Here is a 24,095-nt window from a genome sequence, read left to right as displayed (position 1 = left end):
CCCCAGAAAGTCAACCATGAGTCATACACAGATCCGTAACATCGCCATCATCGCCCACGTCGATCATGGCAAGACCACCATGGTCGACCAATTGCTGCGCCAGTCCGGCACCTTTGCCGAGCACGAAAAAGTTGTCGACACCGTGATGGATAACAACGCCATCGAAAAAGAGCGGGGCATCACGATTCTGGCCAAGAATTGCGCCGTGACCTGGGAAGGCACGCACATCAATATCGTTGATACCCCCGGCCATGCCGACTTCGGCGGTGAAGTCGAACGTGCCCTGTCCATGGTCGACGGCGTGGTGCTGCTGATCGATGCGCAGGAAGGCCCCATGCCGCAGACCCGCTTTGTGACCAAGAAGGCGTTGGCCCTGGGCCTCCGGCCTATCCTGGTGGTCAACAAGGTCGACAAGCCCGGTGCAAGGCCTGATTTTGTGGTTAACGCCGCTTTCGACCTGTTCGACAAGCTCGGTGCCACCGATGAACAACTTGACTTCCCCGTGGTCTACGCCTCGGGCATCAATGGCTGGTCGTCGATGGAAGAGGGCGCACCGGGTGAACAGTGGGGTCCCGACATGTCTGCCTTGTTCAACACCGTGCTCAAACACGTGCCCGCCCAAAAGGGCGACCCTAATGCGCCGCTGCAACTGCAAATTTCTGCGCTGGACTTTTCGACCTTCGTTGGGAAAATTGGCGTCGGCCGCATCAGTCAGGGCACGATCAGGCCGATGATGGATGTGGTTGTGATGGAAGGCCCGGATGGCAAGGCCGTTAAAGGCCGTGTCAACCAGGTGTTGACCTTCCAGGGACTGGAGCGCGTGCAGACTACAGACGCCGGCCCCGGTGAAATCGTGCTGATCAACGGCCTGACCGACATCGGCATTGGCGTGACCATCACTGACCCGATCAACCCGGCGCCGCTGCCCATGCTCAAGGTCGACGAACCGACCCTGACCATGAACTTCTGCGTCAACACCAGCCCGCTGGCTGGCCGCGAAGGCAAGTACGTCACCAGCCGCCAGATCTGGGACCGCCTGCAAAAGGAACTGCAGCACAACGTCGCGCTGCGCGTCAAGGAAACCGGCGAAGAAGGTATCTTTGAAGTCATGGGTCGCGGCGAACTTCACCTGACCATCCTGCTGGAGAACATGCGCCGCGAAGGCTACGAGCTGGCAGTGTCCAAGCCACGCGTTGTGATGAAAGACGTGAACGGTGAACGCCATGAGCCTATCGAGCTGGTGACCGTGGACATTGAAGAGCAGCACCAAGGCGGCGTGATGCAGGCTTTGGGCGAGCGCAAGGGTGAACTGAGCAGCATGGACCCGGACGGCCGAGGGCGCGTTCGCCTGGAATACCGCATCCCGGCGCGTGGCCTGATCGGTTTCACCAACGAATTCTTGAACCTGACGCGCGGCTCGGGCCTGATCTCCAACATCTTCGATAGCTACGAGGCGCATAAGGGCGATATTGGTGGGCGCAAAAACGGCGTGCTGATTTCCATGGACGCTGGTGAAATCTTCACCTACGCGCTGGGCAAGCTGGACGACCGCGGCCGCATGTTCGTGCGGGCCAACGACCCGGTGTACGAAGGCATGATTGTCGGCATCCACAGTCGTGACAACGACCTGGTGGTCAACGCCACGCGCACCAAGCAGCTGACCAACTTTCGCGTCAGCGGCAAGGAAGACGCGATCAAGATCACCCCTCCTATCGAATTGACGCTGGAATACGGCGTGGAGTTTATCGAGGACGACGAACTGGTCGAAATTACGCCCAAGTCGATCCGCCTGCGCAAGCGTCACCTGACAGAGAGCGAGCGCAAACGCTCCGGTCGCTAGATTCCGCCAAGCCTTCACCCGCTGCGGCGGCCGGGGCGAGGTGAATCGAGAAGGGCTTGTCAGAGGCCGCTGCCCGGCAGCGGCCTTTTTTTGTCTGCAGGTTTCGTCACGGGACAGATGGTTTTATGAAACTCACGCAACTCACTCACCTCAGGGCAGTCGCCCTGATGGTTGTCGTCACTTTGATGTGGTCGACGGCAGGCGTGGTGGCGCGCCAGCTGGAGTCGGCGCGCAGCTTTGAAGTGACGTTCTGGCGCAGCCTGTTCACGGCGCTCTCGCTGCTGGTCCTACTGCCTTTTTTTCAGGGACGGGTGGTTTTTTTCAGGATGCGCCAAGGCGGCCCGGCGTTCTGGCTGTCCGGCCTGTGCTGGAGCGTGATGTTCACGGCCTTCATGGTGGCGCTGACGCTTACCACGGTGGCCAATGTGCTGGTGATGATGGCCCTCGGCCCCTTTATCACGGCACTGCTGGCCCGCGTTTTCATTGGCCACCGGATTCCCGCGCGCACCTGGCTGGCTATTGCCATGGCCGGCTTGGGTATCGCATGGATGTACGGTGGGCAAACCGACCTGGCCAGCCGCCTTGATGGAACGCTGGTCGCTTTGCTGGTGCCCCTGGCCGGTGCCTGCAACTGGACGGTGGTACAGCACAGCCGCAGCCATGGGCAGAAAATCGACCTGGTTCCCGCCGTGCTGCTGGGCGCGCTGATTTCCTCGCTGGCGACCTTGCCGCTGGCCTTGCCATTTTCGGCTACGCCGCACGACATCGCCCTGCTGGCCCTGCTCGGGCTGTTTCAGCTGGCGATTCCCTGTGTGCTGGCGGTGTTGTGCGCGAGTGTGCTCAAGGCGCCGGAAGTGGCGCTGCTGGCGCTGCTGGAAGTAATTTTCGGTATCCTGCTGGCCTGGTTTGGCGCCAACGAGGTGCCGGGGGCGAGCGTGCTGACCGGCGGAGCGCTGGTCATTGGGGCGCTGGTGGTTAATGAACTGATTGGATGGAGGCAAAGATCATGAATGCAGAGATGGCAGAAACCGGCTTGAGAAAAAACGACCACAAAAGTGATGTGATTGCAGAGCGTAGTGGCAGCTGTGGACTCATCACGCTGAACCGGCCCAAGGCCCTCAATGCGCTGTCCTTGCCCATGTTGCGCGAACTGCTCAGCATTCTGCAAGCCTGGCGCGACGACCCGGCCGTGCTGCTGGTGGCGATTCGCGGCAGCAACAAGGTCGGGCGCCCCGGTACCCCGGAAAGTCTTTTTGGCGGCTTCTGCGCCGGTGGCGACCTGCGGTTTTTTCATCAGGCTGCGCTTGCTGGTGACCCGTCCCTGGAAGATTTTTTCACCGTTGAATACACCCTCAACCACCTGATTCATAACTATCCCAAGCCCTATATCGCCTTTCTGGACGGCATCGTGATGGGCGGCGGCATGGGCATCAGCCAGGGGGCGAAAGTCCGCATCGTCACCGAGCACACCAAGATGGCCATGCCCGAGACCAACGTCGGGCTGTTCCCGGACGTAGGGGGTGGTTACTTCCTGAGCCGCTGCCCAGGCCATGTCGGCGAGTACCTGGCGCTGACCGGGGAGGTCATAGGCGCAGACGACGCCATCCGCTTTGGCTTGGCCGATGTCAAGCTGGAGGCGGCGCGCTTGCCGGCCTTGTGGGACGCGCTGGCGGCGCAGGCGTTCCAGGATACGGCCCAGGTCGAGGCCTGGATTGCTATACATTTAATAGCTACTGGCACCCGTCCTGATTGGGCTAGAGCCGAATTTGACAACTTTTTCTCGCTGCCGGACGTGGTGCAGATCATCCGCGCGCTGGAAGCTGCCGAGGGCGACTGGGCGCGCAAGACGGCGGCCACCTTGCGCAAGCGCTCGCCGCTGATGTTGCACGTGACGCTGGAGCAAATCCGTCGCGCCCGCGCGATGACGCTGGCCGATGACTTGCGCATGGAGTGCGGCATGATGCACCACTGCTTTCATCTGCGGCCTGGCGACCGCAGTGAAACGGTGGAAGGTATACGCGCACTGGTGATCGACAAGGACCACGAACCGCGCTGGAAGCCGGCCAAAATTGAGAAGGTCACGCCAGATATGGTGGCGCCGTTTTTTGAAAGTCCCTGGACGGCGCAGACCCACCCGCTGCGCGGGCTTTAAGGCTGCGCTGCCCAAGGAGAATCAAAGCTGCTGGTAGACCAGCTCGGCCAGCTTCATCAATTCCTCGCGCGAAACCGGGCCGCTCATCGCATAGCCAAAGCCCTGATCTACCCAATAAAAACCGGGTACCGGGCCTTCGCTGCTGTAGCGAAAAGCCGTGTCCTGGGAGGCTGGGACGGCCGGCTTGGCGTTGGCGGCAGCTGCGGCAGTTGAGGCAGTTGAGGCACGCCCATCGACTGCGCCCAGATACAGCGTGACGCGGACGCCGGCGGTGTTTTCAAACATGAACTGCGCGCGCGCGCCGCTTTCGCCCGGCAGCAGCCGCCCGCCCATCAGGCTGTAGCCCTGAGCGGTGAGCGACGGTACCTTCAAGGGCTTGACCAGGCGCTTGGACAACCATTGCACCAGATGTTCCTGCTGCGCCGCCGCCACCTCAACCGGATGGCGCAATTCGGGCGCATACACGGCATGGGCCAAAGCCGCCTGATGAACAAACTCCCGGCCCGCCCGGTTCTGGCTGGCCGCGAGGGTTTGGGCAGTATCCCCGGGCCGGACGCCAAGCCAGCCACCATGGGCCAACCAGCCCAGCGCAAACGCCATCGTCACTGATGCCGCCATGCCACCCCAACGCCACCAGCCCTCGCGCTGCTGACGCGCCCGCGCACTGTGCTGGGCGGCCGCCAGCAAGGTTTCCGGAATCGGCTCGTCAAGCAGCGCGCGGTGCAGTTCGCGCAAGGCGTCGCGCTGCGCCTGCCAGACAGCCAGGGTTTCGCGCGCCGCCGGATCGGCCGCCGCGCGGGCCTGCACCGCCGCACGCGCAGCCGCCGGCAACTGCCCGTCAAGCAGCGCATTCAGCTCGTCAAGCGAGGGTTTGTCAGCAGGGCGCGGGTCCATGGTTGAATTCGAGAAAATTTAATTCAGGCGCCGCAGGGCGGACACTTTTTGGTTGCTCTCGGCCAATGCCGGTGTCGCAGATGTTTGGTTTGGGCTGTTCATAAGTTCGCGCAAACGCGTACGTGCGCGCGACAGCCGTGACATCACCGTGCCCACAGGCGCCCCCACAATACGGGCGGTTTCTTCGTAGCTCATGTCTTCCACACTGACGAGCAGCAGCACCGCGCGCTGGTCCTGCGGCAGGCGCATCAGGCAACGCTGCAAATCAAGCCTCTGCTCCTGGCCGGCATCGGGCGCTGCCAGTTGCTCTGGCAGCGCATCGATATCGAGCGGCGTCGCTAAGCCAGCTTGCCGGCTTGAATGCCGGAGTTGATTAACAAACAGGTTGTGCATCAGGGTAAACAGCCAGGCACGCAAATCAGAACCAGCCGCCCAGAGGCGCCATTTGGTGCAGGCGCGCTCCAGCGTGTCCTGAACCAGGTCGTCAGCCGCCCAAGCATTTCCCGTCAGGGCGCGCGCATAACGCCGCAGGGCCGGGATCTCGGCGATCAGCTCAGTACGATCCATGCGCTGCGGACATTGGGGTTATGTCAGCGCTGAAGCTCAGGGCTTGATGACGTGCCAGACGCTTTGCACGCCGTCGCCCGTCTTGTCACCGGCTTTCGTGTCCTTGATCCAGTAGTACAGCGGTTTACCTTTAACGGCCCACTGCTTTTTGCCATCGTCGCGCGTCACCACCGAGTAGTCGCCCGATGGCTTGTCCATGTCGCTCGCCATCAGCGGCGGCCAGTTGGTGGCACACGGGCCGTTGCAAACCGACTTGCCGCTGTCTGTGGCGTCCTTGTCAAAGGTATACAGCGTCATGCCATTGGGACCAACCAACACCCCGTCGGCGACTTTGGCCGGGCTGCCGCTGTGCATGCCGCCCATGCCGCTCATGCTGGACATACCGGAACAGCCCGCCACAAGGGCGGCGCTCAAGACTGCAAGGCTCAAAAGTTTCATGGAATTCTCCCGGAGTGAATAGTAGGTAGGCAGAAGATATCTGCAACCGGATAAACACCTTGCGAGGGGACTTTATTCCATTTAACCCAAATAATTTTTTCTCGGTAGTTACCGGCTTCTGGATTTCATCGCGCGCTCCACCTCGCGCTTGCCCTCGCGGTCCTTGATGGTGTCGCGCTTGTCGTGCTCGGCCTTGCCTTTAGCCAGGCCGATTTCGCACTTCACCTTGCCGGCTTTCCAATGCATGTTCAGCGGCACCAGCGTGAAGCCTTTTTGCTCGACCTTGCCGACCAGCCGGCGAATTTCTTCCTTGTGCATCAGCAGCTTCTTGGTCCGCACGGAATCAGGGCGGACGTGAGTCGAGGCCGTACCCAGCGGATTGATCTGGCAGCCGATGATGAAAAGCTCGCCATTGCGAATCACCACGTAGCCGTCGGTGAGTTGCACCTTGCCTTCGCGCACCGACTTCACCTCCCAGCCCTGCAACACCATGCCGGCCTCAAAGCGCTCCTCGATGTGGTAATTGAAGGTGGCTTTCTTGTTGTCGGCAATGCGGATAGCGGCCGCGGCGGCTTTCGCGTCGAGCTTGGAGAGAACTTTGTCGGCGGCTTTCCCGGATGAGGCCGCGGCGATTTTTTTGGAGGAGTTTGCTTCTTTGGTGGCCATGGCTAGATGTAGGGGCAGCATCGGCTAATACAATTGCGCCCAGCCTTCCATTGTATGAAAACAGTTCACAAGTCCGTCCTCATCTGGTATAGCCCTGCTGAAATGTATGCGTTGGTCACCGACGTAGCGAGCTATCCGCAGTTTCTGCCCTGGTGCGACAAGACCTCGGTGCTCGATGAAACAGCCGCCGGCATGACGGCCAAAATCGGCATCGCGTTTGCAGGACTGAAGCACCGCTTCACCACACGCAATCTGCATGAGCCAGACCGTAAGGTCAGCATCGAACTGGTCGATGGTCCATTTTCAAGGCTGGACGGCCAATGGGAGTTTTCCCCGCTGGGCGACGCTAGCCAGCGCGCCTGCAAGATCGACTTCACCTTGCGTTATGACTTCGACAGTGCGGCGCTGGCGGCGCTGGTAGGCCCGGTGTTTGACAAGATTGCCGGCAGTCTGGTTGATGCCTTTGTCAAACGTGCTTCGCAGGTATACGGCGAGGCGTGAAAGCCCCGAGGTCAGTCTCGCTTGAAGATATCTCTTGTTTATTCACCAGCGCCGCGGCAGGTCCGCGAGTGGGCGCTGGAGCTTGCGCCCGGCAGCACCGTCACGCAGGCGCTGGCTGAATGCCATATTTTTGAAGACTTTCCCGAGTTGCAGGCGGCCCAGCCGACGCTGGGTATCTGGGGTAAAAAAACCAATTTGGGGCAGGTGCTGAAAGAGGGCGACCGGGTGGAAATTTACCGCAGTCTGCGCGTGGACCCAAAAATCGCCCGTCGCGAGCGTTTTGACCGCCAGGGTGTCAAGCGGGCGGGCCTTTTCGCCAAAATACGCAAAGGTGGAAAAGCAGGCTATTGAGCGCGTGCGTCCCGTGTGACTCGCTCAATGCGCGTGGTTAATGACAGCGTGGCTTTACTTGCAGTCCGCCGCAACGATGTCCTGCAGCCGCCTGGTTTCGGTGGCGCGGGATTTGTCGTCCATGATTTCCCGCTCGCCCTTTGCATTGGTCGTCGCTACCCGTACGCCAGAGTCTAAGCTGGCGACGCCGCGCTTGGCGCGACCGCAATTTTCGGTTTTTGCGGCGGCTATTTTTTCTTCTTCCACCTTTTTGCTGGCGGCTTCGGCATCTTCTGCCTGCTTTTTCTTGGCTTCTAGTTGTGTGTCCTTACCCGGTAGCTTGGGAGCGCTGGCCATGCCGGCCGGGGTAGATGCGACGGCAACTGCAGGCACCGCGGTAATGTCTTTGGGCACGGCCGCTGCTGTCCGACTGGCGCCGCCAGGGCGCTTCAGGATATTTTTTTGCTGAATGTCGGACGGCGGCGAGCGGTCGCTAAAAACTTTGCGATTATCCTTGTCAATCCACTGCCACTGGGCAAATGCCGTGAGCGCAAATGACGCGCCGGCGATGGCCAAAATAAGGGTTTTGAATGCAGGTTTGAAGTCCATTTTTGCAGTGTAGCCGGAGTGGTAACGTTTTGTGTCGCTTGGCCGATGACGCTGCCTTTTCGTAACTCGAGTGCAGCGCTCGCGGGCCGCCAGGAGGACCGAAGGCTTCATGGGACAAAGGTACAATCGCGTTTTTGGAGCTATCCCTATGCGCCTACTCGGCAAAGCGCTTACCTTCGACGACGTATTGTTGGTGCCAGCGTTCTCCCAGGTCCTGCCCAAGGACGCCTCACTTTCCACCCAGTTCTCCCGAAACATTCGCCTGAATCTGCCGCTCGTGTCAGCGGCCATGGACACGGTGACCGAAGCTCGGCTCGCGATTGCCATCGCCCAGGAGGGAGGCATTGGCATCGTACACAAAAACCTCACGCCGCAAGAACAGGCCGCGCATGTGGCCAAGGTCAAGCGTTATGAGTCCGGTGTGGTGCGCGACCCCGTGGTGATCACGCCCGAGCACACCGTGTTGCAGGTGTTGGAATTGTCCGAGCAGTTGGGCATCTCCGGTTTTCCGGTGTGCGCCGGCGGCAAAGTGGTTGGCATAGTCACCAGCCGTGACCTGCGCTTTGAAACCCGCTACGACGTCAAGGCGCACCAGATCATGACGCCTCGCGAGAAGCTGATCACGGTCAAAGAGGGCACTTCTGCAGCCGAAGCTAAAGCCTTGCTCAACAAATACAAGCTGGAACGCTTGCTGGTGGTCAACGACGACTTTGAGCTCAAAGGTCTGATCACGGTCAAGGACATTACCAAGCAGACCAACTTCCCCAATGCCGCACGCGACGCCTCGGGCCGCCTGCGCGTAGGCGCTGCGGTCGGCGTTGGTGAAGGCACGGAGGAGCGCGTTGAAGCGCTGGTCCGGGCCGGCGTGGATGCCATCGTGGTCGATACAGCCCATGGCCACAGCCACGGCGTCATTGAGCGGGTGCGTTGGGTCAAGAAGAACTATCCGCACATCGACGTGATAGGCGGCAATATTGCCACCGGTGCAGCCGCGCTGGCTTTGGTAGAAGCCGGTGCCGACGCAGTCAAGGTGGGCATCGGTCCGGGCAGTATTTGCACCACCCGAATCGTCGCCGGTGTGGGCGTACCCCAGATCATGGCCATCGACAATGTCGCCACCGCCTTGCGCGGCAGCGGCGTCCCGCTAATTGGGGACGGCGGCATTCGCTACAGCGGCGACATTGCCAAAGCCATTGCCGCGGGGGCCAACACCGTGATGATGGGCGGCATGTTTGCGGGCACCGAAGAGGCGCCGGGCGAGGTCATTTTGTACCAGGGTCGCAGCTACAAGAGCTACCGCGGCATGGGCAGCATTGGCGCCATGCAACAGGGCAGCGCGGACCGCTACTTTCAGGAGTCGAGCACCGGCAACCCGAATGCCGACAAACTCGTGCCCGAAGGCATTGAAGGCCGGGTGCCGTACAAAGGCTCCATGGTTTCCATCGTTTTCCAGATGGCGGGCGGCTTACGCGCCAGCATGGGTTACTGCGGTTGCTCCACCATCGACGACATGCAGAACAAAGCCGAGTTTGTGGAAATTACTTCCGCCGGCATTCGTGAGAGCCACGTCCACGACGTGCAAATCACCAAAGAAGCGCCCAATTATCGGGCTGAGTAGATGGCCCCCACGCTTGTCACTTCGTGTACTGCGCTGCCCCCCGAGGGGGCTGTGCTTGCTTGGGGCGGCCCGGCGCGGCGCACGATGTTGCCCCCACGTTCGCTCACTTCGGGTAACTCTCTGCCCGCCAAGGTGGCTGGCCTTACTCGGGGCGGCCCGGTGTGGCGGCCATTGGCCCCTACGCTTTTTACTTCGTGTACTGCGCTGCCCCCGCGGGAGATAATTTTCATAGGGGCGGCCCGTCGGAAAATTGTCTTCAATACTTATGACGGCCATGGCGACTAATCCAATCCAATGCAGCACTCCAAGATACTCATCCTCGACTTCGGCTCCCAAGTCACCCAACTGATTGCCCGCCGCGTGCGCGAGGCCCATGTTTTTTGCGAAGTCCACCCCTGCGATGTCACCGACGAGTGGCTTCGAGACTACGCCAAAGATGGCAATCTCAAGGGCGTGATTCTTTCAGGCAGCCATGCCAGCTTGTGGGAAGACGAGACCTTGCGCGCGCCGCAAGCAGTGTTTGAGCTGGGCATCCCGGTGCTGGGCATCTGCTTTGGCATGTACGCCATCGCCGCAGCCCTGGGCGGCAAGGTCGAAGGCGGGCACAAGCGCGAGTTCGGTTACGCCGAAGTTCGTGCCCGTGGCCACACAAAGTTGCTGGACGGCATACAGGATTACACGACGCCAGAAGGCCACGGCATGCTGCATGTCTGGATGAGCCATGGCGACAACGTGACCGAAATGCCGCCCGGCTTCAAGATCATGGCCTCCACGGACTCCTGCCCGATTGCCGGCATGGCCGACGAGGAACGCAAATACTACGCTGTGCAGTTTCATCCCGAAGTCACGCACACGCCCCAAGGCAAGGCCCTTTTAGAGCGCTTCGTTCTGGACATCTGCGCCGCGCGGCCAGACTGGGTGATGGGCGATTACATTGTGGAGGCGGTTGAGAAAATTCGTCAGCAGGTCGGCGACGAGGAAGTCATCCTCGGCCTGTCAGGCGGTGTCGATTCATCGGTTGCTGCGGCACTGATTCACCGCGCCATTGGCGACCAACTCACCTGTGTGTTTGTCGATCATGGGCTGTTGCGCCTGAATGAAGGCGACATGGTGATGGATATGTTTGTTGGCAAGCTGCACGCCAAGGTCATACGCGTCGATGCCGCCGGGCAGTTTCTCGGACACCTCGCCGGCGTGAGCGACCCCGAAGCCAAGCGCAAGATCATTGGCCGCGAGTTTGTAGAAGTGTTCAAGGCCGAGGCGGCGCGGCTCAAGGCCGGGCTGGACGGTGCCTACAAAGGCGCCAAATGGCTGGCTCAAGGCACGATTTACCCCGACGTGATCGAGTCGGGTGCGGCCAAAAGCAAAAAGGCGGTATCGATCAAAAGCCACCACAACGTCGGTGGCCTGCCTGAGCAATTGGGCCTGAAGTTGCTCGAACCTCTGCGCGAACTGTTCAAGGATGAAGTGCGCGAACTGGGCGAAGCCCTCGGCCTGCCGCACGACATGGTCTACCGCCACCCCTTCCCTGGTCCGGGCCTGGGTGTTCGAATCCTCGGAGAAGTCAAAAAAGAGTTTGCTGATCTGCTGCGCCGGGCCGACGCCATCTTTATCGAAGAGTTGCACAACTTCAAGGATGCCGGGTCCGGCAAAACCTGGTACGAGTTGACCAGCCAGGCCTTCGCGGTGTTCTTGCCCGTGAAAAGCGTGGGCGTGATGGGCGATGGCCGCACCTACGAATACGTCGTCGCCTTGCGTGCCGTGCAAACCAGCGATTTCATGACGGCGGACTGGGCTGAACTGCCTTACGCGCTGCTCAAAAAGGTGTCGGGCCGCATCATCAACGAGGTGCGCGGCATCAACCGGGTTACCTACGACGTCAGCAGCAAGCCGCCCGCTACGATTGAGTGGGAATAAAGCGGCGAACGACTCACCTGGCTGGGTGAGGACCTCGCAACGAGCCGGGACGGCCGACGCTATTTCCTGCAGAATGTGAAAAAACGTTTCGGACAGGCTCCCAAGGGTGTCCTGAATCCGAAATTACTTTTCATCTGCAGGGTGACTGATGCAAGCACGGTACCGATTTGGATGTTTCGACATGCTGCCCGGCACTCGCCAGTTGATGCTCGATGACGCGCCCGTTGTCATCGGTGCCCGGGCGTTCAACCTGCTGCAATGCCTGATCGAGTGCCGTGAGCGCGTGGTGAGCAAAGACGACCTGATGCGGCGCATCTGGCCCGAAACCGTGGTGGGTGAGAACAATCTGAATGTGCAGGTCGCGACGCTGCGCAAGCTGCTCGGCCCGCAGGCGGTCGTCACGGTAGCCGGTCACGGCTACCGCTTTGGTCTGGAGCTGAAAGTGCCGCCCTTTGCAGCTGACGACTTTCAAAGCCCACCGGCGGCAGCGTTGGCGCTTCCCGACAAACCCTCCATCGCGGTCCTGCCCTTCCTCAATCTCAGCGACGATCCGCACAGGCATTCCTCGCAGACGGCGTTACCGAGGACATCACCACCGAATTGTCACGGTTTCACAGCCTGTTCGTGATCGCTCGCAATTCGGCATTCACCTACAAGGGCCAGGCGGTAGACGTGCGTACCGTGTCGCGCGAACTGGGCGTTCGTTATGTGGTCGAAGGCAGTGTGCGCCGCGCAGGCACGCGCGTGCGCGTGGTGGCGCAACTGATTGATGCGTTGACGGGTGAGCACATCTGGGCCGAGAAATACGACCGGGTTGTCGAAGACATCTTCGATCTCCAGGACGAGGTCGCCCGCGCTGTAGTCGTCGCCATGGCGCCACAGATTGAAGTGCCCGAAGCCAGCCGGGCTCGCAGGGTGCGACCCGACAACCTCAGTGCCTATGCCCTGGCGCAACGCGGCTGGGCTGTGGCTTCGGCCAGCGACATGGCCTATGACCATTCGCCCCGTGACGAAGCCTTCCGGTGGGCGACGCAGGCGCTGGCGCTTGATGCCGGCTGTGCGCTGGCCCTGCGCACCATCGCTTTGGTGCAGTGGTGGCACGCGTACCACAACACTACAGAATCGATGCCAGAAACCATTACGCAAGGGCTGGTGGCTGCGACCCGCGCCCTTGCGCTGGACCACGGCGACCACCATGCACGCCGTTGGCGCGCGCAGTTGCTTTTCATGGCCGGACAGCCCGATGATGGACTGGCCGAGTTGCGCAAGGCCCACCAGATCAATCCCAACTGTGCGCTCACACTGAGCTGGCTGGGTTGCTACGAGGCAACCACGGGTGATGAGTCCAAAGGTGTGCCGTATGCACTGGATGCCCTGCGATTGAGCCCCCGCGACCCGTCGCGCGCCGCTTTCCTGGCGGTCCTGGGCTTTGCGCACTTCGCCACTGGCGACTACGCGGCCGCCGTGGAAGCGGCTCAGACAGCGTTGCGGGAAGCGCCGGGCAGTCCCATTCCCCATGTCGTAGGCGCCATCAGCTGGGTGGGAGTGGGCGAAATCGCGATGGCGCAGGTCGAATTCCAGCGACTCGTCCAGATCGCGCCCAGGCTGGCCGAAGCACGTCTGGCTGGGCGGTGGCTGTCGGCACGTCCACGCTATCTCCAGCGCGCCCACACCTTCCTGCGCATCGCCGCCGGAATGGAAGACCCGCACGCGGCCGACGCCTTGCGCTGACGCGTTGTCGCATCAGCCCTGCGGCCTGGCGCGCCTGCGCTGGGCGCTCCAGAGCGCGATGGGTCCATCGAAGATTTTTATAACTTTTTAGTGCCACTGATGGACGACGGGACGCTGGCCGCGCAAAGTCTGATGCGCGCTGTGAAATTCCACGCGCATCAACAAGGAGACATCCCATGTTTGCACGAGTCATAACTGTCCACGCACAGCCAGGCAAGATCGATGAAGCCGCCACCGTCTATCGCGACTCGATCATCCCGGCGGCCAAAAACCAAAAGGGCTTCAAGGATGCCATGCTGCTGACCGACCCCGTGACGGGAAAAGGCATCTCGGTGACCTTGTGGGAGACCGAGGCCGACCAGAAGGCCAGCGAGGCCAGTGGCTACGTTTCGCAGCAACTGGCCAAGATCGTCCCGCTGCTGGCCGGCCCGCCCGTGCGCGAATCGTTTGTGGTCAGTGCGAAGGGCTGAGTTCGAGCCCCGCACCGCCTACCTACAGACCAGACGGGGCAGGGCAGGCAGTGGTCATGCCGGGTGTCCGTGTGACCCCGTCAATCGGGACAAGCCGGCTATCGGACTTCCTGGTGCAGAGTGTGCATCAGCCGGTGTCGCCGATTCGGGGTTCGATGAACGCGGCCACCATACCTCCTGTCGCGACGCATTGAAAGCATCGCGCGACAACTCTTTCCAACTTTCAATCCAACCCAGGGAGAAATTCCATGACCACAAAAGCCTTTGTCGTCGCGCCTAAAGACTATCCCCGTCCCTTGAACGTCGTCGGCGAGCACATCACGGTGCTGGCCTCGGGGGCGGCGACGGGTGGCTATGAAATCTTTCTGCAGGAAGGACCTGAAGGCAGCGGCCCGGTGCCGCACAGCCACCCGTGGGACGAATCGTTCTTCGTGGCCCGGGGCGAGGTCGATTTCAGCATCGACGGCGCAGACCAGACAGCGCTCACCGGCACGCTGGTGCATTTGCCTGCGGGCACGATGCACGCGTTTCGCTTTCGTCAGGGTGGCGCCGCGATGGTTTCGATGACCTCGCGACTCGGTGCATCGAGCATGTTTGCCGAGCTGGACCGCGAGATCGCCCCCGAGCAACCCGATATTGAAAAGTTGGTGGCTGTTGCCAGGCAACATGGCTTGACTATCGCCGAGCCGGGATGATCCTGGAAACGACAGTTGGACTCGCCCGAACGCCTGGCCTGCGCGCCGACTTGGGATGCTGAGTAGTTTATTTAAGTCAAAAAGGCCTCCAGCCCAATCAAGACGTGCGCAAGAAGCTACTAAATCTATAGCGACCTCTGAATGGCGGGTCGACATGTTGTCGGCCGGCGAGGTCGCCCGCCTTGACTACGCGCAGTGGAAGAATCTGTCGCGCTGGATTGCCACCATGAAGGCCCGGCCGACCTGGGACCAGGTCAATGAAGGTTTCTACACTTACTTTGTCGCGCCCAGAAGGACGCGGCTTTCGAAGGACTGAGAGGCTAACCATGATCCGCAAACTGCACCACAACGCCTACCGCTGCCGTGACTCGGAAGAGACGCGCTGCTTCTATGAAGACTTCCTCGGCCTGCCACTGGTCAGTACGCTGGAACTTGGTGAAACCAAAACCGGGCGCGGTACGCACACGCTGCACACCTTCTACCGCATGGAGGACGCCTCGCACCTGGCGTTTTTTGAAACCACCGACATGCCCTTCGAGTTCAAGCGCCAGCACGACTTCGACCTGCATATCGCGCTGGAGGTGGGGGCCGAAGCCTTGCCGCCCATGCTGACGAAAGGCCAGGCCGCGGGCATAGAAACACGGGTTCCGTCGAACCACGGCATGGTCGATTCGATCTATTTTCGCGACCCCAGCGGCTACGTCATCGAGCTGTGCGCCAAGCGGGCCGAGCACGACACCCTGATGAACCCCGCCACCAACGGCGCACGCAGCAAGCTGCAGCGCTGGCCGGCAGGCAAGGCCGGGCACCCGGCAACCTGCTGACCGACACGCTCGCGATGGTCCATATCTTCGACTGCCTGCACTGCGCACCCCCAACCCCCAACCAACGGAAGCAACATGAACACCTCCCTTGAAACCGACTACCTCGTCGTTTGCGCCGGGGCCACCGCCATGGCCTTTGTCGACACGCTCCTCACCGAGAACGCCGACGCCACAGTGTTGATGGTGGACCGCCACCACCGCCCCGGCGGTCACTGGAACGACGCCTACCCGTTCGTGCGGCTGCACCAGCCTTCGGCGTTCTATGGTGTGGCCTCGCGAGAATTGAGCAACTGGGCCAAAGACCAGACCGGTCTGAATGAGGGGCTTTACGGCCTTGCCTCGGGTGTCGAGGTGCTGGCCTACTTCGACCAGGTGATGCAACAGCATTTTTTTCCCTCCGGGCGGGTGCAGTGGTTGCCGATGTCCAAGTACAGCAAGGGAGCACACGGATCGCATCAGGTCCAGTCACTCACCAGCGGGGAGCGCCAGCAGGTGACGGTGCGCCGCAAGGTGGTCAATGCCACGCACGCCCGAACGGCAGTACCGTCAACCCACCCGCCGAAATACGCCGTCGCCCCGGGGATAAGCTGCGTACCGGTGAACCAGATACCCCATATCGGCCGTCCCTATGCATGCTACACCGTGGTCGGATCCGGCAAGACCGGCATGGACGCTGTTTTGTGGCTGATCCAGAACGGAGTGCCGCCGCATCGCACCCGCTGGATCATGCCGCGCGACGCCTGGCTGATGGACCGCGCGAACAACCAGCCCGGTGCCGACGATTTTGATCGGACCATCGGCAGCACCATCGGCCAATTCGAGTCCATCGCCGAGGCCACGTCGCTGACCGACTTGTTCAGCAGGCTGGAGGAGCGTGGCTCGCTGATGCGCATCGACCGTTCGGTGGAGCCCACCACCTACCGCTGCGCCGTGGTGTCGCAGGCAGAACTGGCGCAGCTCCGACGCATTGAAGACGTCGTGCGGATGGGCCACGTCAAAGCGATTGAGCCAATGCAGATCGTGCTGGCCCAGGGCAAGGTGCCGGCGGACCCTGACACGCTCTACATCGATTGCAGTGCAGGCGCCATTGTGAAGCCACCACCGGCCTTGCCGGTGTTCGATGGTGACCATATCAACCTGCTGATGGTGCGCTGGTACCAGCCGCTTTTCAGCGCGGCGCTGACCGCTTATGTCGAATGCCACCTCGGCGACCAGGACGCCATGAACGCCTTGTGTACCGTGGTACCCAGCCCGGAGGCGCCAGCCGACTGGCTGACCATGTGGGCCGTGACCCTGGCCAACACTGCGCGCTGGCGACAGCACCCCGGGGTACACACGTGGCTGTCGCAGTTCCGCCTGAACAGCGTGACGGCGATGATGCGCGGTGTGAAAGCAGACGACTCCGCCAAGTTCGTGCGGATCAAGGAGAGTGGCGCCAAGGCAGGCGCTGCGGCGGCCAACCTGCCCAGACTTTTAGCCGCCATCTGATGAACGAGGTGACGCTGCAAACCCTGCCGCTCAATGGCATTCACATGCGGGTGGCCGTGCAGGGCCGTGGACCGCTGGTGCTGCTGTGCCATGGTTTTCCAGAATCGTGGTGTTCCTGGCGACACCAGTTGGCCGCCCTGGCCAGCGCTGGCTACCGGGCGGTGGCGCCCGACATGCGCGGCTACGGCGGCACCGACGCGCCCCTCGACGTGGCGTCTTACACCATGCTGCACCACGTCGGCGACATGACGGAACTGGTCCACGCGCTGGGCGAGACGCAGGCCGTTATCGTCGGCCACGATTGGGGTGCCCCGGTGGCGTGGTCTGCCGGGCTGCTTCGGCCGGATATTTTTCGGGCGGTGGTCGGCCTGAGCGTTCCTTTTTCGCCGCCATCGGGTGTCAACCTGCTCGACGCGCTGGAAAAGCAGGGCATCCGAACGTTCTACATGCAGTATTTCCAGACGCCGGGCGTCGCAGAATCTGAACTGGGCGCAGACCCCGAGGCGACCTTGCGGCGGTTGGGCTTCAGCATGTCCGGCGACGGACCCGGCCGGGTAGTCGCCGGGGTGCTGCCGCCCGACGCCGGCTTTCTGGACAACACCGTCGAGCCCGACGTGCTGCCCGCGTGGCTGGACCGTGAAGACCTCTCCTATGTGGCCCGCGAGTTCAGTCGCACCGGCTTTCGGGGTGGCTTGAACTGGTACCGCAGCATGGCGCTGTCGACGCAATTGCTGGTTCCATGGCGCGGCGCGAGCATCCCGCAGCCGTCGCTATACATTGCCGGCGCGTGCGACGACGTGCTCAAGTTCCCCAGCTCGCGTTCGCAGATCGAACACTTCCCCACGACGCTGCCCGGCTTGCGCGGCTGCCACATTCTCGATGGCGCGGGGCACTGGATACAGCGCGAACGCGCTGCGGCGGTCAATGAGCTTCTGGTTGCTTTTCTGGACGGGCTTTGATGACGGGGCGGCATCGGGGCATCAATGACGGCCGTTCGGCCAGGCGTTCAACTGCGCCTTCGGCCATACTTCAGGGCATGTACCTCCCCCCACAATTCAAGGGCGACGCCGGTCAGGCGGCCGCGCTGATGGAAGCCTACCCTTTTGCCAGCCTGATCAGCACCGACGATGCCGGCCTGCCCTATGTGACCCATTTGCCACTACACCTTGAGCAGTTCCCTCAAGCTGGCCAGGAAGCACCATTCGTCTTGCTGGGCCACGTTGCAAAAGCCAATCCACACTGGCATTATCTTCAGGCCAGGCCGAAAGCAGTCGTGACTTTCATGGGTCCGCACGCCTACATGACGCCTCGCGTGTACCCCGATTTGGCCCGTGTTCCGACCTGGAACTACATCACTGTCCATTGCACCGTCGAGGCTCGCCTGCTCGAGCATTTCGACGACAAGGACCACCTGCTCAAACACCTGATTGCCGACCATGACCCGGCGTACGCCAACCAGTGGCGCGGGTTGGGCGAGGACTACCAGCACAAGATGATGAACGGCATCGTCGCCTTTGAGCTGAAGTTGCTTGAGTTGCAGTGCAAGGTCAAGCTCAACCAGCATCGGCCGGAAGCGCATGCGGCGATGCGGGCGCTGTATGCGCAGGGCGGTGAAAACGAGCAGGCACTGGGCGACTGGATGGACCGCCTGCGCCTGGGCGCCAGCCCTGCAAATTCTCGGGAGGCCTGAGATGCGCGCTGTTCTGGGGGTGCTGAGCCTGTTGATTGCGCTGGTCGTGGTTGGTTTGCTGGTCAAAAAGCAGCTGGGCGTCGTGTCGGCCGCACCGGTCAAGCTGCAGGCGCAACTACCGGCCGATGCTGCGCTCGCTTTGCCGCCCGTTGCCCCGGGCGACACACCGCAACAACAAAGCCAGCGAATTCAGCAGCAGATCCGGCAGACGCTGGAAAGCACCCTGCAGCAGGCCCCCCTGCCTGATGAGCAATAAAGTGATCAAATATGCCTCTAGCCCAATAGACACGGGCGCAAGCAGCTATCAAAACAATAGCATCATGAAAGATGGCGAGTTTATGCGACTGGCCCTCGCGCAGGCCCGCGAAGCCGCTGCCGCGGGCGAAGTCCCGGTCGGCGCGGTGGTGGTGCGACGCGGCCAGGTGATTGCCAGCGGTCGCAATGCGCCGGTCGACGGGCATGACCCGACGGCCCACGCCGAGATCGTGGCCTTGCGCGCTGCAGCGCGGGCTTTGGGCAATTACCGGCTCGATGATTGCGAATTGTTCGTCACCCTCGAGCCCTGCGCCATGTGCAGCGGCGCCATGCTGCATGCCCGGCTCAAGCGCGTGGTGTTTGGCGCGCCAGACCCAAAGACCGGCGCTGCCGGCTCGGTCATCAACCTGTTTGCGCAGGCGCAGCTGAACCACCAGACCGCGCTGCAGGGCGGCGTGCTGGCCGCCCAATGTGGAGCGCTGCTGCACGACTTCTTTCGCCTGCGCCGTGCCGACCAGCGCAGCGAGGCCAGGCTCAGCCACCCACTGCGCGACGACGCGCTGCGCACGCCCGATGCCGCCTTCGCCGGCTTGCCGGGCTACCCGTGGCAGCCGCGCTACCTCAGCGATTTGCCGACGCTAGCCGGTCTGCGCATGCATTACCTCGATGAACGGGAATCCGTGGAGGTGGGCGATGAGCCGGGCCTCACTTATTTGTGCCTGCATGGCAACCCGGCCTGGAGCTATCTCTACCGCAAGATGATTCCGGCCTTCCTGCAAGCCGGGCACCGGGTGGTGGCCCCCGACCTGATCGGCTTCGGCAAAAGCGACAAACCAAAAAAGGACAGCTTTCACGGCTTCAACGTGCATCGCCAGATACTGCTTGAACTGGTGGAAAGGCTGGACTTGCAACGTGTCGTGCTGGTCGTGCAGGATTGGGGTGGTCTGATCGGCCTCACGCTGCCTATGGCAGCGCCGCAGCGCTACCAGGGCCTGCTGGTCATGAACACCACGCTGGCAACCGGTGATGCGCCGCTGTCAGCTGGTTTTTTGGCTTGGCGCCAGATGTGCGCCAAAAGCCCGGAATTTGATGTGGCGCGCCTGCTGGCCCGTGGCAACCCGCAGATGAGCGCTGAAGAGTGCGCGGCCTACATGGCCCCGTTTCCCGACAGGGGTCACCGCGCCGCGCTGCGCGCCTTTCCCGCCATGGTGCAAGTCGAAGAGCAGGACGGCGCGGCCATTTCGCGCACGGTGCGCCAGTTCTGGCGCGAGCGCTGGGACGGCCAGACGTTGATGGTGATCGGCGCGCAAGACCCGGTGCTCGGTGCGCCTGTCATGCAGGCCTTGCGCTCCAACATTCGCGGCTGCGCGGAACCGCTGGTGCTAGGGCAGGCCGGTCATTTTGTGCAGGAGCATGGTGAGTTGGTAGCCCAGCACGCGCTGCTTTTCTTCCGGAGCCGAGTCTGAAAACAACTGGAGTCGGTTGCCGGACCTGCGCTGCGCCGGCAATGGGATACTGGACCCCGTGAAAAAACATATCTATATCTACTCACCCTCCAGCGCGGTGCGCGACAAAGCCAGCTTCAAACGCGGCGTGAAACGCCTGCAGACCCTGGGTTACGAGGTCGAAGTTGACGCCGACGCACTGGCGAGTCACCAGCGCTTTGCCGGCGACGACGCCACCCGGCTGGCCGCCATTCACCGCGCAGCGGCCAGTGGCGCCGATGTCGCGCTTGTTTCGCGAGGCGGCTACGGCCTGTCGCGCATCCTGCCAGGCATCAACTACAAAGCCGTGGCCAAAAGCATTGGCAAGGGCACGCATTTTGTGGGTTTGAGCGACTTCACGGCGTTTCAGATGGCTGTGCTGGCCAAGACCGGCGCTGTAACCTGGGCCGGTCCCGCGCTGGGTTGCGACTTTGGGACCGCGGCTGCGCCCGACGACATCATGGAAGCCTGCTTTGACGACCTGATCACCGGGCAGGGCGAGGGAACGGGCTGGAAGCTTCCCAAGCACGCTATCACTTTAATAGCTGACGGTGCAAGTGCAACGGGCGCTGCAGGCCAATTCAACATCAAGAACGCAGTGCTGTGGGGCGGCAATCTGGCCATGCTGTCGTCGCTGGTCGGCACGCCTTATCTGCCCGTTGTCCCAGGCGGTATTTTGTTTCTTGAGGATATTGGCGAGCACCCTTACCGGGTGGAACGCATGCTCACGCAACTGCTGCATGCGGGGGTGCTGGCGCAACAAAAGGCCGTTATTTTCGGGCAGTTCACTGGCTTCAAGGCAGTGCCGCACGACAAGGGCTTCAAGCTGCCCACGGTGGTTGCGTGGCTGCAGAGCCAGATCAAGGCGCGCGTGCTGACCGGACTGCCGTTTGGCCATGTCGCCACCAAGGTGCTGCTGCCGGTAGGGCGCCAAATCACCTTGGCCGTGGAGGGCAGAGATGCCTTTTTGCTGTGGGGTCATCCATAGCACGCCGGCGCAACAGCTGCGACTGGCCAAAGAAAAACCAGCACGCAGCTGGTTGATGGAGGGGGTTGAATAAAGGGCTTGAAGGCTGAGGGCGATCAAGTGCTCAGCGGACTGGGCCTTGAACTCAGGCCACGCGGCAGCAGTCCCCTGAACTGGTCGGTGATGCGATCTACTTTTTCGCGGGCAATGGTTTCTCCGTGTACCGCCGAAAGCACCGCCATCACGTCGCCGCGGGCGTACCACAGACTCACGACGTCCTGGGCATAGCGCACGCGACGTCCAATATTTGGAAAGTGTTTTTCGCCAAATTCACCCAATTCGTCCAGGATGAATTCGCGAATGATTTCGGTGCGGTCGTCCATCGTCGAAGGCGTTACGGGACCTTGACCCAGGAAGGCCATAAAGCTGCTTCTTAAATTTGGTTTTAACCAGCGCATGGTGTGGAAACTTTCTGTCAAGCTTGCCGCATTAGGTATGGCTCGATTAGCAATGCAAGATAGCGGCGAAATCGTTTGTCAATATTCACACACTTTTGTGTCATTTCTGTGTGTTCTGTTAGATTAATACTCACTTGCGTTGGATGCAATCGGTCTTACCCAAATTTTTTGACTTAGAACAACAAATAATGCATTTACTTAGTAACGAAATGTGAAGCAACTTCAGGTTTTAAATGCTATTTACCGTCAGCCCTTTGGTCCCGCCCTAAATTAGTGAAACATGCAGCCAGAAATCTGATCCCCCGAGGAAAACCCCTGATTTTTGCAATTGTGCATTGGTTGGAACGACGCCCGACATGACCAACTCCGCCATGACTGCCGCCCTCGCCACGTATCCAGTGCGTTACATCAACGGCCAATGGGTCAAGGCCCGCTCCAGCGAAACCCTGCCGGTCTACGACTTCAACACCGAAGCATTGGTAGCGACGGTGCCCTCTGGCATGGTGCCAGAGGCCAAAGCCGCGGTGCTGGCAGCCCGCACGGCATTTGACAGCTGGTCCACGCCACCTCTGGAAACCCGCGCGGGCCACCTTGGCACGATCGCCGCTGGGATCGAGGGGCGATCCGAAAAGTTGAAGCTTACAATTTCCCGCGAGGTCGGCATGCCTTTTAAAATAGCGCGGGCCGTGCAGGTCGGCGGGCCGGCTTGGCATTGGTGCAACTTTGCAAAGGTAGCGCGCGCTTTTGAGTGGGAGAAAAAGGTCAGCAGTTTGCTAATGCTGCGCGATCCCATCGGGGTGGTGGGCTGCATCACTCCATTGAATTTTCTGTTCAGTCAGATTACGCTGAAAATCACCCGGGCCTTGGTAGCGGGCTGTACGGTGTCAGTCAGGCAACGGGCGGGAAAGCGGTATTTACGGATTCGACGAATTTCTCGAATTCAAGGCGATAAATTCCAGCTACCTGCCACCTAACAAGCATCTAACGGGAGTTTTTGGCCGCGGCCAAGTCACATTGGATGTGCAACATTTTTTGTATCTATGTGTTTTAATTAATTTAAATAATTACAAATCATTAGCAGAATCACGACATGTTAGAACTTACTGTGGTTTTTGCCGATCTGACTGGAAGCACCGGCGTGTTTGAGTCATTGGGCAACGCCAAGGCAACCCAAGCCATCACGCGGTTAACTCAGTGGATAGGCGAAGTGTGCAAAGCGCGCGATGGACGCGTGGTAAAAAACTTGGGTGACGGGGTACTGATGGTGTTTACCAAGAACCTTAGCGCGATTGAAGCCGTGACTGAAATGCAGCGGGTGCACCAAGACCGCATTCGCAACTGGCCCGAGCAACTGAAAATGCGGCTTCAGGTCGGCATGGCCCGTGGTGACATCGTCGAACAGGATGGCGATTGTTTTGGCGATGCCGTCAATGTAGCCTCCCGTCTGAGTGACCTGTCCGGCCCCGAGCAGATTCTTGCCACAGACTCGGTCATCCGCGAGCTCGGTTACGACAGCATGGTGCGGTTTCGCTGTCTGGGCGCGATGGACATTCGCGGCCGCAGTGAAGCCTGCGTTGTACACCGGATCGAGTGGCAATCAGACATCATGTCAGCGTTTCTAACTCAACCCGCCAGCCTCACACCATTGCCGGTTGCCACGCCGGCTGCACCGCCCGCAACCATTCGCCTCTCATGGCTGGACAGCTACGCTGTGTATACATCTGACCGGCTACCGATATTCCTGGGTCGCGATAAAGCGTCGCAATTTGTGGTGCAGGACCCTCGGGTTTCCCGCTGGCATTCCAAAATTTCGTGGCGGGCGGGCAAATATTATCTGGAAGATGTCAGCAGTTACGGCACTTGGGTACGTTTTTCTGACAACCCGGTCATTGTGGCCTTGCGCCGGCAAGAGTGCCTGTTGCTACAGGAGGGTGAAATTGCGCTAGGTGCATCCTTTGACGATTTCACGGCCCCTATCGTCAGTTTTAACTTTGATGCAGCGTGTTTGGGCGCGAACGGTAGTAATTTCTCAGGTGCAGCCGACTGATCTAGTCCCGAATTGGCGATCGAGCCGGTCTGGCTGCTGAACTTTTCTTGACGGGAATGCGGCTTGAGGCCGTGACTGCGCCAAATACGTGAGATTGAGGACGCACTGGCACCGGCTTGTTTGACCATGGTGCGTGTGCTTCAGTGGGTGGCCGCTTCAGGCTGGGTTTGCGTGGTTAATTCGATGACCCGCTGCAGCTGCCGCCATTTCTGAACCAGACCTTAGTGCAGCCGCCCCTTCACACCCACACTGGCAGGAGCCGCTTCGCGCGCCATGGGCGGGCTTTGACGGAACCATGCGTGCCGTGTACGACCTGACCGATCCGGAGTATTCCCGGTTTATCTACCAGTCCGGACAGAGCGGGCTGGTGTTTTACAGCCGCTACCGCGACATGAGGGACAGCTGGGATGCGCTGGAGTACCGGCTGCTGCAAATGAAACCGGCGATATTGGCG

At 60.9% G+C, this 24,095-nt stretch carries 27 protein-coding genes and 2 pseudogenes; 22 read left to right on the top strand and 7 right to left on the bottom strand.

The window, feature by feature from the left end; translation table 11 throughout:
- Nucleotides 1-16 precede the first annotated feature (16 nt).
- The 3 genes from typA (at nucleotide 17) to HHJ18_RS11305 (ending at nucleotide 3,992) form a co-directional block, all read left to right on the top strand.
- Nucleotides 17-1,840 (top strand): translational GTPase TypA, encoded by a 1,824-nt coding sequence (gene typA, locus HHJ18_RS11315; RefSeq protein ID WP_296915352.1) that lies wholly within the window; start codon nucleotides 17-19, stop codon nucleotides 1,838-1,840.
- A gap of 125 nt (nucleotides 1,841-1,965) precedes the next feature.
- Nucleotides 1,966-2,850, top strand: coding sequence for a DMT family transporter (locus HHJ18_RS11310; RefSeq protein ID WP_296915351.1), 885 nt, complete (start codon nucleotides 1,966-1,968; stop codon nucleotides 2,848-2,850).
- The gene (locus tag HHJ18_RS11305; protein ID WP_296915350.1) at nucleotides 2,847-3,992 is read left to right on the top strand and encodes an enoyl-CoA hydratase/isomerase family protein; all 1,146 of its coding nucleotides are present in this window, start codon (nucleotides 2,847-2,849) and stop codon (nucleotides 3,990-3,992) included. Before HHJ18_RS11310 ends, HHJ18_RS11305 begins: the two co-directional genes overlap by 4 nt.
- Nucleotides 3,993-4,013: 21 nt before the next feature.
- Here HHJ18_RS11305 and HHJ18_RS11300 read toward each other — a convergent pair whose 3' ends face one another.
- From HHJ18_RS11300 to smpB, 4 genes are all read right to left on the bottom strand, one after another.
- Nucleotides 4,014-4,886, bottom strand: a complete 873-nt coding sequence (locus tag HHJ18_RS11300) for an anti-sigma factor (protein ID WP_296915349.1) — start codon at nucleotides 4,884-4,886, stop codon at nucleotides 4,014-4,016.
- An 18-nt stretch (nucleotides 4,887-4,904) separates the two neighbouring features.
- On the bottom strand, nucleotides 4,905-5,453 hold the full coding sequence (locus tag HHJ18_RS11295; RefSeq protein WP_296915347.1) for an RNA polymerase sigma factor: 549 nt from the start codon (nucleotides 5,451-5,453) through the stop codon (nucleotides 4,905-4,907).
- 36 nt (nucleotides 5,454-5,489) lie between these two features.
- Nucleotides 5,490-5,891 (bottom strand): hypothetical protein, encoded by a 402-nt coding sequence (locus tag HHJ18_RS11290; RefSeq protein WP_296915346.1) that lies wholly within the window; start codon nucleotides 5,889-5,891, stop codon nucleotides 5,490-5,492.
- A 108-nt stretch (nucleotides 5,892-5,999) separates the two neighbouring features.
- Nucleotides 6,000-6,557 (bottom strand): SsrA-binding protein SmpB, encoded by a 558-nt coding sequence (smpB, locus tag HHJ18_RS11285; protein WP_296915345.1) that lies wholly within the window; start codon nucleotides 6,555-6,557, stop codon nucleotides 6,000-6,002.
- 54 nt (nucleotides 6,558-6,611) lie between these two features.
- On the opposite strand from smpB, the gene HHJ18_RS11280 reads away from it, so the two are divergent.
- Together HHJ18_RS11280 and HHJ18_RS11275 are read left to right on the top strand one after the other, a co-directional pair.
- On the top strand, nucleotides 6,612-7,058 hold the full coding sequence (locus HHJ18_RS11280; protein WP_296915343.1) for a type II toxin-antitoxin system RatA family toxin: 447 nt from the start codon (nucleotides 6,612-6,614) through the stop codon (nucleotides 7,056-7,058).
- 21 nt (nucleotides 7,059-7,079) lie between these two features.
- On the top strand, nucleotides 7,080-7,409 hold the full coding sequence (locus tag HHJ18_RS11275) for an RnfH family protein (RefSeq protein WP_296915341.1): 330 nt from the start codon (nucleotides 7,080-7,082) through the stop codon (nucleotides 7,407-7,409).
- A gap of 54 nt (nucleotides 7,410-7,463) precedes the next feature.
- Here the strand turns inward: HHJ18_RS11275 and HHJ18_RS11270 are convergent, their stop codons facing one another.
- Complete coding sequence (locus HHJ18_RS11270) at nucleotides 7,464-7,997, bottom strand: DUF4124 domain-containing protein (RefSeq protein ID WP_296915340.1); 534 nt, start codon at nucleotides 7,995-7,997, stop codon at nucleotides 7,464-7,466.
- Nucleotides 7,998-8,145: 148 nt separating this feature from the next.
- On the opposite strand from HHJ18_RS11270, the gene guaB reads away from it, so the two are divergent.
- From guaB to HHJ18_RS11200, 14 genes are all read left to right on the top strand, one after another.
- Nucleotides 8,146-9,615: an IMP dehydrogenase gene (gene guaB / locus HHJ18_RS11265; protein ID WP_296915339.1), complete on the top strand. Its 1,470-nt coding sequence runs from the start codon at nucleotides 8,146-8,148 to the stop codon at nucleotides 9,613-9,615.
- Between the two features lie 294 nt (nucleotides 9,616-9,909).
- Complete coding sequence (guaA, locus tag HHJ18_RS11260) at nucleotides 9,910-11,532, top strand: glutamine-hydrolyzing GMP synthase (RefSeq protein ID WP_296915338.1); 1,623 nt, start codon at nucleotides 9,910-9,912, stop codon at nucleotides 11,530-11,532.
- 181 nt (nucleotides 11,533-11,713) lie between these two features.
- Nucleotides 11,714-12,160 (top strand): winged helix-turn-helix domain-containing protein, encoded by a 447-nt coding sequence (locus tag HHJ18_RS11255; protein ID WP_296915336.1) that lies wholly within the window; start codon nucleotides 11,714-11,716, stop codon nucleotides 12,158-12,160.
- Nucleotides 12,157-13,263: a tetratricopeptide repeat protein gene (locus HHJ18_RS11250; RefSeq protein ID WP_296915334.1), complete on the top strand. Its 1,107-nt coding sequence runs from the start codon at nucleotides 12,157-12,159 to the stop codon at nucleotides 13,261-13,263. The genes HHJ18_RS11255 and HHJ18_RS11250 overlap by 4 nt, the downstream gene beginning before the upstream one ends.
- 176 nt (nucleotides 13,264-13,439) lie before the next feature.
- Nucleotides 13,440-13,733, top strand: coding sequence for an antibiotic biosynthesis monooxygenase (locus HHJ18_RS11245; protein WP_296915332.1), 294 nt, complete (start codon nucleotides 13,440-13,442; stop codon nucleotides 13,731-13,733).
- A gap of 248 nt (nucleotides 13,734-13,981) precedes the next feature.
- Nucleotides 13,982-14,428, top strand: a complete 447-nt coding sequence (locus HHJ18_RS11240; RefSeq protein ID WP_296915330.1) for a cupin domain-containing protein — start codon at nucleotides 13,982-13,984, stop codon at nucleotides 14,426-14,428.
- Nucleotides 14,429-14,582: 154 nt separating this feature from the next.
- On the top strand, nucleotides 14,583-14,744 hold the full coding sequence (locus tag HHJ18_RS11235) for a hypothetical protein (RefSeq protein ID WP_296915329.1): 162 nt from the start codon (nucleotides 14,583-14,585) through the stop codon (nucleotides 14,742-14,744).
- 10 nt (nucleotides 14,745-14,754) lie between these two features.
- Complete coding sequence (locus HHJ18_RS11230) at nucleotides 14,755-15,252, top strand: VOC family protein (RefSeq protein ID WP_296915327.1); 498 nt, start codon at nucleotides 14,755-14,757, stop codon at nucleotides 15,250-15,252.
- Nucleotides 15,253-15,327: 75 nt separating this feature from the next.
- The gene (locus tag HHJ18_RS11225; protein WP_296915326.1) at nucleotides 15,328-16,740 is read left to right on the top strand and encodes a hypothetical protein; all 1,413 of its coding nucleotides are present in this window, start codon (nucleotides 15,328-15,330) and stop codon (nucleotides 16,738-16,740) included.
- Nucleotides 16,740-17,699 (top strand): alpha/beta hydrolase, encoded by a 960-nt coding sequence (locus HHJ18_RS11220; protein WP_296915324.1) that lies wholly within the window; start codon nucleotides 16,740-16,742, stop codon nucleotides 17,697-17,699. The genes HHJ18_RS11225 and HHJ18_RS11220 overlap by 1 nt, the downstream gene beginning before the upstream one ends.
- A 77-nt stretch (nucleotides 17,700-17,776) precedes the next feature.
- Nucleotides 17,777-18,430: an FMN-binding negative transcriptional regulator gene (locus HHJ18_RS11215; RefSeq protein ID WP_296915322.1), complete on the top strand. Its 654-nt coding sequence runs from the start codon at nucleotides 17,777-17,779 to the stop codon at nucleotides 18,428-18,430.
- 1 nt (nucleotide 18,431) lies between these two features.
- The gene (locus tag HHJ18_RS11210) at nucleotides 18,432-18,686 is read left to right on the top strand and encodes a hypothetical protein (protein WP_296915320.1); all 255 of its coding nucleotides are present in this window, start codon (nucleotides 18,432-18,434) and stop codon (nucleotides 18,684-18,686) included.
- Between the two features lie 64 nt (nucleotides 18,687-18,750).
- A complete protein-coding gene (tadA, locus tag HHJ18_RS11205; RefSeq protein WP_296915318.1) occupies nucleotides 18,751-20,151 on the top strand; it encodes a tRNA adenosine(34) deaminase TadA in 1,401 nt (466 codons plus the stop codon).
- 58 nt (nucleotides 20,152-20,209) lie between these two features.
- Nucleotides 20,210-21,157, top strand: coding sequence for an LD-carboxypeptidase (locus HHJ18_RS11200; protein ID WP_296915315.1), 948 nt, complete (start codon nucleotides 20,210-20,212; stop codon nucleotides 21,155-21,157).
- A 95-nt stretch (nucleotides 21,158-21,252) separates the two neighbouring features.
- Here HHJ18_RS11200 and HHJ18_RS11195 read toward each other — a convergent pair whose 3' ends face one another.
- Nucleotides 21,253-21,558 (bottom strand): hypothetical protein, encoded by a 306-nt coding sequence (locus HHJ18_RS11195; protein WP_296915311.1) that lies wholly within the window; start codon nucleotides 21,556-21,558, stop codon nucleotides 21,253-21,255.
- A 392-nt stretch (nucleotides 21,559-21,950) separates the two neighbouring features.
- Here HHJ18_RS11195 and HHJ18_RS11190 point away from each other — a divergent pair, with 392 nt between their 5' ends.
- Nucleotides 21,951-22,568 (top strand): aldehyde dehydrogenase family protein, encoded by a 618-nt coding sequence (locus tag HHJ18_RS11190; protein ID WP_296915309.1) that lies wholly within the window; start codon nucleotides 21,951-21,953, stop codon nucleotides 22,566-22,568.
- Between the two features lie 116 nt (nucleotides 22,569-22,684).
- Complete coding sequence (locus HHJ18_RS11185; protein WP_296915306.1) at nucleotides 22,685-23,641, top strand: adenylate/guanylate cyclase domain-containing protein; 957 nt, start codon at nucleotides 22,685-22,687, stop codon at nucleotides 23,639-23,641.
- A gap of 38 nt (nucleotides 23,642-23,679) precedes the next feature.
- Here HHJ18_RS11185 and HHJ18_RS11180 read toward each other — a convergent pair.
- A pseudogene (locus HHJ18_RS11180) lies at nucleotides 23,680-23,832 on the bottom strand (IS630 family transposase); the annotation flags it as partial.
- A 14-nt stretch (nucleotides 23,833-23,846) separates the two neighbouring features.
- On the opposite strand from HHJ18_RS11180, the pseudogene HHJ18_RS11175 reads away from it, so the two are divergent.
- Nucleotides 23,847-24,071: pseudogene (locus HHJ18_RS11175) on the top strand (penicillin acylase family protein); the annotation flags it as partial.
- Between the last annotated feature and the right edge of the window lie 24 nt (nucleotides 24,072-24,095).

Origin of the sequence: Polaromonas sp. (assembly GCF_012927455.1) — a bacterium.
Classification (GTDB): Bacteria; Pseudomonadota; Gammaproteobacteria; order Burkholderiales; family Burkholderiaceae_C; genus Polaromonas.
This window is presented reverse-complemented; position numbering and strand designations above follow the sequence as displayed.

Excerpts from the sequence above, each read along its gene's own strand:
- HHJ18_RS11240 (WP_296915330.1), top strand. The coding sequence starts at position 13,982 with ATGACCACAAAAGCCTTTGTCGTCGCGCCTAAAGACTATCCCCGTCCC.
- HHJ18_RS11300 (WP_296915349.1), bottom strand. The coding sequence starts at position 4,886 with ATGGACCCGCGCCCTGCTGACAAACCCTCGCTTGACGAGCTGAATGCG.
- guaB (WP_296915339.1), top strand. The coding sequence starts at position 8,146 with ATGCGCCTACTCGGCAAAGCGCTTACCTTCGACGACGTATTGTTGGTG.
- HHJ18_RS11305 (WP_296915350.1), top strand. The coding sequence starts at position 2,847 with ATGAATGCAGAGATGGCAGAAACCGGCTTGAGAAAAAACGACCACAAA.
- HHJ18_RS11210 (WP_296915320.1), top strand. The coding sequence starts at position 18,432 with ATGCGCGCTGTTCTGGGGGTGCTGAGCCTGTTGATTGCGCTGGTCGTG.
- HHJ18_RS11220 (WP_296915324.1), top strand. The coding sequence starts at position 16,740 with ATGAACGAGGTGACGCTGCAAACCCTGCCGCTCAATGGCATTCACATG.
- HHJ18_RS11195 (WP_296915311.1), bottom strand. The coding sequence starts at position 21,558 with ATGGCCTTCCTGGGTCAAGGTCCCGTAACGCCTTCGACGATGGACGAC.
- HHJ18_RS11280 (WP_296915343.1), top strand. The coding sequence starts at position 6,612 with ATGAAAACAGTTCACAAGTCCGTCCTCATCTGGTATAGCCCTGCTGAA.
- HHJ18_RS11230 (WP_296915327.1), top strand. The coding sequence starts at position 14,755 with ATGATCCGCAAACTGCACCACAACGCCTACCGCTGCCGTGACTCGGAA.
- tadA (WP_296915318.1), top strand. The coding sequence starts at position 18,751 with ATGAAAGATGGCGAGTTTATGCGACTGGCCCTCGCGCAGGCCCGCGAA.
- HHJ18_RS11225 (WP_296915326.1), top strand. The coding sequence starts at position 15,328 with ATGAACACCTCCCTTGAAACCGACTACCTCGTCGTTTGCGCCGGGGCC.
- typA (WP_296915352.1), top strand. The coding sequence starts at position 17 with ATGAGTCATACACAGATCCGTAACATCGCCATCATCGCCCACGTCGAT.
- HHJ18_RS11215 (WP_296915322.1), top strand. The coding sequence starts at position 17,777 with ATGTACCTCCCCCCACAATTCAAGGGCGACGCCGGTCAGGCGGCCGCG.
- smpB (WP_296915345.1), bottom strand. The coding sequence starts at position 6,557 with ATGGCCACCAAAGAAGCAAACTCCTCCAAAAAAATCGCCGCGGCCTCA.
- HHJ18_RS11310 (WP_296915351.1), top strand. The coding sequence starts at position 1,966 with ATGAAACTCACGCAACTCACTCACCTCAGGGCAGTCGCCCTGATGGTT.
- HHJ18_RS11235 (WP_296915329.1), top strand. The coding sequence starts at position 14,583 with ATGTTGTCGGCCGGCGAGGTCGCCCGCCTTGACTACGCGCAGTGGAAG.
- HHJ18_RS11190 (WP_296915309.1), top strand. The coding sequence starts at position 21,951 with ATGACCAACTCCGCCATGACTGCCGCCCTCGCCACGTATCCAGTGCGT.
- HHJ18_RS11270 (WP_296915340.1), bottom strand. The coding sequence starts at position 7,997 with ATGGACTTCAAACCTGCATTCAAAACCCTTATTTTGGCCATCGCCGGC.
- guaA (WP_296915338.1), top strand. The coding sequence starts at position 9,910 with ATGCAGCACTCCAAGATACTCATCCTCGACTTCGGCTCCCAAGTCACC.
- HHJ18_RS11255 (WP_296915336.1), top strand. The coding sequence starts at position 11,714 with ATGCTGCCCGGCACTCGCCAGTTGATGCTCGATGACGCGCCCGTTGTC.
- HHJ18_RS11245 (WP_296915332.1), top strand. The coding sequence starts at position 13,440 with ATGTTTGCACGAGTCATAACTGTCCACGCACAGCCAGGCAAGATCGAT.
- HHJ18_RS11185 (WP_296915306.1), top strand. The coding sequence starts at position 22,685 with ATGTTAGAACTTACTGTGGTTTTTGCCGATCTGACTGGAAGCACCGGC.
- HHJ18_RS11290 (WP_296915346.1), bottom strand. The coding sequence starts at position 5,891 with ATGAAACTTTTGAGCCTTGCAGTCTTGAGCGCCGCCCTTGTGGCGGGC.
- HHJ18_RS11295 (WP_296915347.1), bottom strand. The coding sequence starts at position 5,453 with ATGGATCGTACTGAGCTGATCGCCGAGATCCCGGCCCTGCGGCGTTAT.